Source organism: Streptomyces sp. NPDC059853 (assembly GCF_042731495.1).
Taxonomy (GTDB): domain Bacteria; phylum Actinomycetota; class Actinomycetes; order Streptomycetales; family Streptomycetaceae; genus Streptomyces.
The window spans coordinates 1-9,627 of sequence record NZ_JBHWJL010000131.1; the positions used below are offsets into that span (position 1 = coordinate 1).

A 9,627-nucleotide genomic window follows, 5' to 3' on the forward strand; every position below is an offset into this window, starting at 1 on the left:
GGAGGAAGGACACGACGCGCACCGCCGCGTCGGTGTCGATGGCCGGGCCCGACGCGGGCAGGTCGAAGGTGGCACCGGTCTGCGCGTACAGGGCGTTGAAGATCCGCCAGTTCTGGACGGGGTCGGTCACATGGCCGAACAGCAGCCCGGCCCCGCCGTGCGCCTCGGCGAGCGCCGCGCTGGTCTCCAGCATCGCGCCGGGCGAACCCGGCTGGATCAGCCGGCCCGCGCCGTCCAGCACACCCGCCCGTTCGGCCACGTCCAGGTCGTAGAAGACGATGAACGGGTGGGTGTCCAGCGGGACGGCGTACAGCGTGCCCTCCCACTGGGCCCGTTCCCACAGGGCGGGCGGGAAGTCCTCGGCGGTGACCCCGAACTCGGCCAGCAGCTCCAGGTCGAAGGGGTCGAGCAGTCCGCCGGGCGCGTACCCCGGCATCCGCGACAGATGGAGCACCGCGACATCCGGCGCCCGGCCGCCCGCGGCGGCCATGGCCAGCTTGGTGTAGTAGGACGGTCCCCACTCCAGGATGGTGCGGTCCAGGGTGAAGCCCTGGGGGCCGCCGCGGACGCTGTCCATCATCTCGTCCATCAGCAGGCCGTCGCCGCCGGAGAACAGGTCCCAGATCTTCAGGCTCAGGCCGTCGCCGCCGGGGGCGCGGGCGCCGCAGCCGGCGAGCAGGCCGGGGGCGAGGGCCGCTCCGGAGGCGGTGAGGGAGAGCCGCAGGAAGCGCCGCCGGTCCACCGCGAACCGGTCGCGGCGCCTGGGATGCACACCGGTCATCTGACACCTCCGGGACCCGACGCTGGGTTGTTCCGGAGTTTTTACATCGATGTACAACGGCTGTAAAGAGAAGTGACGGGATGGCTTTCCGTGGCCGGGACACGCACGGATGGTGATATCCGGTGGTCGGGCGCGCCGCGTGGCCCGTACGATCGGGACCGGCTCAGGAGGTACGGGGTGGCGCGACCCAGGATCAAGGACGTGGCGCGACGCGCGGGCGTCTCGGAGAAAACCGTCTCCAACGTGATCAACGACTACGCGCATGTCTCGGAACGGACCCGCGCCGCCGTGCGGGAGGCCATCGAGGAACTGGGCTACCGGGTGAACCTCGCCGGCCGGCATCTGCGCCGGGGGAGGACCGGCATCATCGCTCTGGTCGTCCCCGAACTCGACATCCCCTACTTCGCCGACCTCGCCGCGCTCATCATCACCGAGGCCGAACGGAACGCGATGACGGTCCTGGTGCACCAGACCCGGGAGGACCGGCGCCGGGAACTGGCCGCCCTGGAGGGGTTCGGCTCGGACTTCGCCGACGGACTGATCCTCAGCCCGCTGACCCTCACCGGCACGGACCTGCGCGACCGCCCCGGCGCCCCGCCGACCGTGCTGCTCGGCGAGCGGGTACGGCCCGGGCAGGCCGACCACGTCGGCATCGACAACGAACGGGCCGCCCGCGAGGCCACCGCTCACCTGCTGGAACTCGGCTGCCGCCGCATCCTGGTGATCGGCGGCCGGGAGGGCACGGAACCGGGCACCGCCGAGGTGCGCAGCGCCGGCCACCGGGCGGCGCTGGAAGCCGCCGGCCTGCCCTGGGATCCGGCGGTCCTGCTGCGGGTCGAGAACTTCCGGGCCCTGGACGGCGCGCAGGCGGTACGCCGCGTGCTGGACGCCGGGGAGAGACCGGACGGGCTGCTGTGCCTCAACGACCAACTGGCGCTCGGCGCCATGCGGGAACTGCACGACCGGGGGCTGCGGGTCCCCGAGGACGTCGCGGTGGTGGGCTTCGACGACGTGGAGGGCGGCCGGTTCAGCGTGCCGTCCCTGACCACCGTCGCCCCCGACAAACACGCCGTGGCACGGGTGGCCCTGGAACTGCTCAGGGTCCGGATCGCCGAACGGGACAGCCGGAGCACCGGCACACCGCCACGGGAACGGGTGGTGGCACACCGTCTGCTGGTGCGCGAGAGCACCGTGGGCACCGGCCCCCGCGTCTGACCTCGCGCCTGACCTCGCGCGGCGGCCGGATCACACGGCGCGCGCCGGCGCCGGGCCGGTCGAGTCGCGCACCACCAGGCGGTTCAGCGCCCCGGCCTCCGGCGGGGCGGCCGGCTCCTCCCCGTTCAGCAGCGCCAGCAGCCGCCGCACGGCATCACCGCCCTGCCGCTCCCGGTCGACGCTGACCGTCGACAGCGCGGGGACGAGGCAGCGGCCGATCTCGTCGTCGTCCCACCCGAAGACGCTGACCTGCCCCGGCACGTCGATGCCCAGCTCGCGCAGCCCCTGGACCACCCCGAAGGCCGTCCGGTCGTTCGCCGCGAACACCGCCGTCACCCCCGACCCCGGCAGCCACCCGGCCGCCCGCCGGCCGGCCTCCGCTCCCCAGTCGCCCGGGGCCACCCCGTACGACTCCAGGCCCAGTTCGGCGACGGTGGCCTCGTACACCGCCCGCCGGTTGCGCGCCGACGCCCAGGCCTGCGGCCCGGCGACGTGGAGGAAGCGCCGGTGCCCGAGCCCGGCCAGGTGGCGCACGATGTCGGCCGCCGGTGTGGCGTCCGCGAGCACCCCCTGGGCGCGCATGTTGTCGTCGTACTCCCCGTCGATCACCACCGGCACCGCGACATCGGTCGGCGCGAGGTCCCCCGTCCACGCCCGCAGGGGCGTGAAGGCCACGATGCCCGCCACGTCCTCGGGCCGCAGAAGCGTGTGGATGCGCTCCGCCCGGGCCGCGGCGTCCCCCTCCAGGGCGACCAGATCGAGCAGGTACCCCGCCTCGTGCGCGGCACGGGCGGCTCCGCTGAGCAGCCGGGTGGGCATCATGCCGGTCGCGTCGGGCAGGATCACGGCGATCCGGTCCGAGGTGCCCGTGCGCATGATCCGCGCCATCCGGTTGGGGCGGTAGTCCAGCAGCGCCACCGCCCGCGCGACCTTGCGGGCCGATTCCTCCCCGACCCGGGTCGTTCCCCGGAGACAGCGCGACACCGTCATGGGGGAGACCCCGGCCAGCCGTGCGACGTCATAGATCGTGGCCGGCCGTCTTCCGCGCCCTCCGGCACCCACGTTCAGCTCCCCGGGCATCCCGCTCCCACTTCTCCCGCACCTCTCCCGTACGCCGCGACCCGGCCCCGGTACCGGGGCTGTGGCCGCGCGCGTCGCCCCGAGTCTGCCCGTCCGTGCGGCGGGTGGGAACACGGGGTGTCCACCGGCCCCGGCGCGGCCTCGTTTCACGAAAGAGATGCCCCCCACAGTCTTGTGTTACCGATATCCGCGCTCCTAACATCTCGCGGCAAGCGCTTACTCGCCGCCCGGTCGTGCGGCCCCTCCACGGGTGACCCCCGGAGGGCGCACGCCCCGTGCGGCCCACGGCGACCTGTCAGGCCGTCGGAAGCGGGACGGCACCAGGGCGGTGGACACCGCCGCGAAACGGCCGGAGCCCCGGGACGGCCCGGCCGGACCACTCACCACACGTCAGCACCTCCCGGCACGGGACGCGGGGAGGACCAGCCCACCAGGGACGGCGCGCGAGGGACCCCCGCGCCCTCTTCCGGAACCACGGCCCGCAGACCCACGCACGCGAGGAGGAGCAGGTGGATCCGACACCACGACGCGCGGGACGCTCCGGATGAGCGCGCTGGGCGAGTTCCGCACCCTCAGCCGCTCACGCGGCAAACGGGCGGGCGACGAAGAGCACGGAGAACGGAACCGCGACAACAAGGCGGCCGCGCTCTTCCTGGCACCCTGGGTGCTGGGCCTGCTCGGCATCACCCTCGGCCCCATGATCGCCTCGCTCTACCTGGCGTTCACCGACTACAACCTGCTCCAGGACCCGCAGTTCACCGGCCTGGACAACATCCGCCGGATGCTCTCCGACGAACGGCTGGCCCAGTCCCTCCAGGTCACGTTCGTGTACGTGCTGGTGTCGGTGCCGCTGCAACTGACGGTGGCGCTCGCCCTCGCGCTCCTCCTGGACCGCGGCGTGCGCGGCCTGCCGCTCTACCGCTCCGTCCTCTACCTTCCCTCGCTGCTCGGCGCCAGCGTCGCCATCGCCGTGCTGTGGCGCCTGGTGTTCGGAGCCCAGGGCCTGGTGAACGCCTTCCTCGCCCTGTTCGGCATCGAAGGCCCGGGCTGGGTGTCCGACCCGGACACCGCGCTGGGCACGCTGATCATCCTGCATGTGTGGACCTTCGGCGCCCCGATGGTGATCTTCCTGGCCGGCCTGCGCCAGATCCCGCGCGAACTGTACGAGGCGGCCGCCACCGACGGGGCCTCGAAGCGACGGCAGTTGTTCTCCATCACCCTGCCGCTGCTCAGCCCGATCATCTTCTTCAACCTCGTGCTCGGACTGATCGGCAGCTTCCAGTCCTTCACACAGGCCTTCATCGTCTCCGGCGGGACGGGCGGCCCGAGCGATTCCACGCTGTTCTTCTCGCTCTACCTCTACCAGGAGGGATTCACCAGCTTCCGCATGGGCTACGCCTCGGCCCTGGCCTGGCTGCTCCTGCTCATCATCGGAGCCTTCACCGCGGTGAACTTCTGGGCCTCCAAGTATTGGGTTTTCTACCATGACTGACACCGCACCGAAGCCCGCCACGCGCCCGAGTCCCCCGCCCGAAGCCCTCCGCACCCCGCGCCGAGGACGCCGGTTCCGCCGCCGCGCGGGCAGCGTCCTCAAGCACACCGGGCTGATCGTCGTCGCGCTGCTGATGCTCTATCCGCTGCTGTGGATGGTGGCCAGCTCGCTGCGTCCCAACGCCGACATCTTCACCAGCTCCGGGCTGTTCGTCGACACCTTCGACCTCGACCACTACCCGAACGGCTGGAACGCCCTGGCATACCCGTTCAGCACCTATCTCCTGAACTCGTTCCTCGTCGTGCTCGGTTCGGTGATCGGCAACCTGGTGTCCTGCTCCATGGCCGCCTACGCCTTCGCCCGGCTGCGGTTCCGCTGGCGGCGCTGGGCGTTCATGGCCATGCTGGTCACGATCATGCTGCCGATCCACGTCCTGATCATCCCGCAGTACGTGGTGTACGCGCAGCTGGGCTGGATCAACACCTATCTGCCGCTGATCGTGCCGAAACTCCTGGCCACCGACGCGTTCTTCATCTTCCTGATGGTGCAGTTCATCCGCGGCATCCCCCGGGAACTGGACGAGGCCGCCCGCATCGACGGCGCCGGCCACGCGCGGATCTACGGCCGGATCATGCTGCCCCTGATGATCCCCGCCCTGGCCACCACCGCGATCTTCACCTTCATCTGGACCTGGAACGACTTCTTCACCCAGCTGGTCTTCGTCACCAAGCCCGACCTCTACACCGTCCCGGTGGCCCTGCGCTCGTTCATCGACGCCCAGACCCAGTCCGACTTCGGCGCCATGTTCGCGATGAGCGTCGTCTCCCTCGTACCGGTGTTCCTGGTGTTCCTGTTCGGGCAGCGCTTCCTGCTGCGCGGCATCGCCACCACCGGCGGGAAATAGCGATGAGGAGACAGATCACCATGCCGCACCGCACCCGGCACCGCGCCAGGGCCGCCCTGGCGGCCGGCACCGCACTGCTCGCCGTCGCCGCGTGCGGGGTGGGAGCCGAGCCGGTGATGCACCCGGAACTGAGCGAGCAGGACGTCACCATCAGCTTCGCCTGGTGGGGGGCCGGCGCCCGCACCCAGGCGACCATGGAGGCCATCGAACTCTTCGAGGCGGACCACCCCCACATCACCGTCGAAGCCGTCTACTCCGACTGGAACGGCTACTGGGACCGGATGGCGACCGCGACCGCCGCCGGGGACATGGCCGACGTCGTCCAGTTCGACCAGCTCTACCTCTCCTCCTACGCCGAACGCGGCGCGCTGCTCGACCTCTCCACCGTCGACAACATCCTCGATCCCTCCGCCCTGCCGGACGCGATCCTCGACACCGGCCGGGTCGGCGACACCCTCTACGCCGTCCCCACCGGCGCCACCACCAACGGTGTCGCCATCAACACCACCCTGTTCGAGCGGTACGGCGTGGACCTGCCGGACACCGACACCTGGACGTGGGACGACCTGGAAGAGGCCGCCGTGGCCCTCGGCCAGGCATCCGGGGGAGAGGTGCGCGGGGTCAGCCCCTTCGGCTTCGACGCCTTCTCCCTCACCGTCTGGGCCCGCCAGCAAGGGGCGCAACTCTTCGACACCGAGGGGCAGCTGGCCCTGCCCCCGGACGTCCTGGCCGGGTACTGGCAACGGGTCCTCGACCTCATCGACAGCGGGGCCGCCCCCGGCGTCGCCCGGATCAGTGAGAAGGTCGGCCTGCCACTGGACCAGACCGCCCTGGTCACCGGAGAGACCGCCATGGCGTTCATCCCGGCCGGCCAGTTCTCGTCCTACCGCGCCGCCGCACCCGACTTCGAGTACACCCTGGCCAACTGGCCCACCGACCCCGACACCCCCGAGGGCTTCCAGTACCTCAAGCCCTCGATGTACTGGGCCGGCGCGTCCACCTCCTCCCACCCCGCGGAAGCGGCCCTGCTGATCGACTTCCTGACCAACGACGTCCGCGTCGCCGAGATCTTCGGCCTCGATCGCGGCGAGCCGGGAAACCCGGCCTTCCGCGAAGCCGTGCAGCCCACGCTGGACGCCGGCGGACAGGAAGCGCTCGCCTTCACCGAGGCCATGTCGGCCGAGGTCGGCGACACACCACCCATCACCCCCAACGGAGCCAGCGACATCGAGGTGGTCCTCACCCGCTACTACCAGCAGGTCATCTTCGGCGAGTCCTCACCGCGCGAGGCCGCCGAAGCCTTCCTCGGCGAACTCGGCGACGCGATCCGCGCCGCGAGCTGACCCCGGTGGATGTACGAGCCGGTCGGTGCGCTCGTATGCCCGAGGACGAGATCGGCGAGCGTGCGGCCGGCGGCCGGCGGGCTGTCGACGAGCGGAGCGCCCGCCGCAGGTGGTGGGGCGGAGGTACCGGAAGCGGCGACGGCGCTCTTGCCAAGGACGCCGATCGCCGCCACTGTGCCTCCCCATGAGACGACTGATCCGCTCCTTGGCAGCCCTGGTCCTGCTGACCGCCGCCACCCTGGTGGGCGCGGGCACCGCGTCCACGGCCGCAGCCGACAGCTGCTACACGTGGAACCGCACCCTCTCCCAGGGGTCCACCGGGGAAGACGTGCGGCAACTCCAGATAAGAGTCTCCGGCTATCCGGCCTACGGTGAGGTCCTGGCCCTCGACGGCTCCTACGGGCCGGCGACCCGGGCGGCGGTGCAGCGCTTCCAGCAGGCCTACGGTCTGTCGGCCGACGGGGTGGCCGGGCCCGCCACCTTCGCCCAGATCTACGCGCTCCAATCCCCCGACTGCTCCCCGATCCACTTCTCCTTCGCCGAGCTGAACCGCTGCAACACCGACTGGTCGGGCGGCGCGGTGAGCGCGGCCACCGCCCGGCAGAACGCCCTGGTCAGCATGTGGAAGCTGGAAGCCCTGCGGCACGCCCTGGGCGACCGGCCCATCACGGTCAGCAGCGGATTCCGCTCCGTGGCCTGCAACAACGCGGTCGGCGGCGCCGCCAACAGCCGTCACCTGTACGGGGACGGCGTCGATCTCACCGGCACGCCGTCGTTCTGCACCCTCGCCCAGCGCGCCCGCTACCACGGCTTCAACGAGATCCTCGGCCCCGGCTACCCCGGCCACAACGACCACACCCACGTCGCCCACCGCTCCAGCCGCTTCTGGTCCGCCCCGACCTGCGGTATCTGATCCCCCGGCGGCGGGCACCGCCCCACTTCCCGTGCCGAAAAGGGCAGATGGTGGAGAGACGGGAATCCCGTTCGGTACGCTGAGGGCGGCAGAAGGCAACCGCTCAGGGGAGGGTGGCGTGCGAACCCCGTTGCACCACAGCTCCCGCCCGCCGGCGCACGGCCGGCGCGGTGCGGCATCCGTGCGGGGGCCGCTGGAATGGCGTCCCGCGGGCACCAACGGCTACGTGAGTGCCTGGGGCGCGCTGATGAATCTCTGCCCGCCCGGGAACGTGTGAGACCCCCCCGGCCGTTGCGCCGGGTAACACCCGCCGGAGCCGGCGTCTCCGGCCGGATGAGACCGCACACCGTCCGGGCGTACTCCCGGAGCCGGCCCCCCGTGTCGTGACGCGCGGCCGCCGCTCCGCGCCCCGGCGGAGCCCCGGGCCCGTACCCCAACCCCCTCGCACCGTCAGTGACGCCTGCCCGCGGACGTCCGGGTGGACCGGCCACGCCGTCTTCCCGCCGCGGAACGGCGCCCTGCCGTGCGCGTGCCCGGGGCGAGCACACCCGCGCCCCCGACAGCACGTCACCGCACCGCGAGGAGAGCAGCATGCCCCGCCACGAACCCATCGCCATCGTCGGAGCCGGCCTCGGCGGCCTGACGCTGGCCCGCGTCCTGCACCGGGCCGGTCTCCCCGTCGCCGTGTACGAACGCGACGCCTCCCCCCGGGCCCGGCCGCAGGGCTGCGTCATCGATCTGCACGAGGACACCGGCCAGGCCGCCCTGCGCGCCGCCGGCCTGTCCACCGCGTTCCGCGCGTCGGCCCGTACCGGCACCGGCTCCGTGCGCATCCTCGACCGGAACGCCGTCGTGCGCCGGGCGGAGATGCCCGAGGCGGACACCGTCCGCGCCGACATCGAACGCGGCCGGCTGCGGGATCTCCTGCTCGGCTCGCTGCCCGGGGACACCGTCCGCTGGGGGTCCGGCGTCGCGGCGGCGCGGGCGCGGGGCGACGGCCGGCACGAGATACGGCTCACCGACGGGTCGGTGGTCACCACCGAACTGCTCGTCGGAGCCGACGGCGCCCGGTCCAGGATCCGCCCGCTGATATCACCGGTGGCGCCCCGCTACACGGGCACGACCCTGCTGGAGGCCGACCTGGACGAGGCCGACACCCGCCATCCGGAGTGCGCCGCGCTCGTCGGCGACGGCATCTTCTACGCGCTGGGGGAGGGGCGCGGCCTGCTGGCCCACCGCAGGCCCGACGGCAGCGTCCATGTGTACGCCGCGCTCAGCGTCCCGGAGAACTGGGCGGCGCGCCTCGGCACCGGCCGCCGCGCGCCGGTCGTCTCGGCGGTGCTGGAGCACTTCGACGGCTGGGACCCGGGGCTGCGGGCGCTGATCGGCGAGGCCGACGGGCCGCTGACGCCCCGGCCCCTGTACGCGCTGCCCGTCGGTCACCGCTGGGAGCGGACGCCCGGCATCACCCTGCTCGGCGACGCGGCCCATCTGATGCCGCCGTTCACCGGGGAGGGCGCCAACCTCGCCATGCTGGACGGCGCCGAGCTCGGCATGGCTCTCGCCGCCCGGCCGGGCGACCCCGAAGGGGCGCTGGCCGCCTACGAACGCGCGCTCTTCCCGCGCAGCTCGGCGTACGCGGCCGAGGCGGGCGCCGTCCTCGACCTGTGCTTCCGGCACGACGCGCCCCACGGGCTGCTCGCCCAACTGCCCGGCTGAGCCCGCCCCGGCCGGCCGGCGGCGGGGTGAGGTCGTACGCGTGGTGGCCGGCCCGTCGCCGATCTCCCGGCGCCGGGCCCCCCCCCCCCCCCGGGTGTCCACACCCGCCCGGCCCCCCCGGCGGCTAAGCCCCAAAACCCCCCCCGCATCAAGTAAAACCCCCCCAACCCCAGGAGGAAC

Annotated in this window: 8 protein-coding genes; 6 read left to right on the forward strand and 2 right to left on the reverse strand. The window is 72.6% G+C overall.

Translation table 11 applies throughout. From position 1 onward, the window contains the following. Nucleotides 1-781: ABC transporter substrate-binding protein (locus tag ACFV5N_RS15750; RefSeq protein ID WP_385599378.1), on the reverse strand; the 781-nt coding region annotated here is incomplete at its 3' end. 177 nt (nt 782-958) lie between these two features. On the opposite strand from ACFV5N_RS15750, the gene ACFV5N_RS15755 reads away from it, so the two are divergent. Continuing rightward, entirely contained in the window at nt 959-1,996 is a 1,038-nt protein-coding gene (locus tag ACFV5N_RS15755; protein WP_385599380.1) for a LacI family DNA-binding transcriptional regulator, read from the forward strand. 30 nt (nt 1,997-2,026) lie between these two features. Here ACFV5N_RS15755 and ACFV5N_RS15760 read toward each other — a convergent pair whose 3' ends face one another. After that, nucleotides 2,027-3,076 (reverse strand): LacI family DNA-binding transcriptional regulator, encoded by a 1,050-nt coding sequence (locus tag ACFV5N_RS15760; RefSeq protein WP_385599383.1) that lies wholly within the window; start codon nt 3,074-3,076, stop codon nt 2,027-2,029. Between the two features lie 544 nt (nt 3,077-3,620). Here ACFV5N_RS15760 and ACFV5N_RS15765 point away from each other — a divergent pair. The 5 genes from ACFV5N_RS15765 to ACFV5N_RS15785 all read left to right on the forward strand — a co-directional run bounded on the left by ACFV5N_RS15765 (nt 3,621) and on the right by ACFV5N_RS15785 (nt 9,447). Further along, complete coding sequence (locus ACFV5N_RS15765; protein ID WP_385599386.1) at nt 3,621-4,568, forward strand: carbohydrate ABC transporter permease; 948 nt, start codon at nt 3,621-3,623, stop codon at nt 4,566-4,568. After that, nucleotides 4,561-5,472 carry a carbohydrate ABC transporter permease gene (locus ACFV5N_RS15770; RefSeq protein ID WP_385599389.1) on the forward strand — a complete coding sequence of 304 codons (912 nt, stop codon included), beginning with the start codon at nt 4,561-4,563 and terminating at the stop codon, nt 5,470-5,472. The genes ACFV5N_RS15765 and ACFV5N_RS15770 overlap by 8 nt, the downstream gene beginning before the upstream one ends. A 2-nt stretch (nt 5,473-5,474) precedes the next feature. Further along, nucleotides 5,475-6,815 carry an ABC transporter substrate-binding protein gene (locus ACFV5N_RS15775; RefSeq protein WP_385599392.1) on the forward strand — a complete coding sequence of 447 codons (1,341 nt, stop codon included), beginning with the start codon at nt 5,475-5,477 and terminating at the stop codon, nt 6,813-6,815. 184 nt (nt 6,816-6,999) lie between these two features. Beyond that, on the forward strand, nt 7,000-7,728 hold the full coding sequence (locus ACFV5N_RS15780) for a D-Ala-D-Ala carboxypeptidase family metallohydrolase (protein WP_385599395.1): 729 nt from the start codon (nt 7,000-7,002) through the stop codon (nt 7,726-7,728). A 591-nt stretch (nt 7,729-8,319) separates the two neighbouring features. Then, nucleotides 8,320-9,447, forward strand: coding sequence for an FAD-dependent oxidoreductase (locus ACFV5N_RS15785; RefSeq protein WP_385599398.1), 1,128 nt, complete (start codon nt 8,320-8,322; stop codon nt 9,445-9,447). Nucleotides 9,448-9,627: the final 180 nt, after the last annotated feature.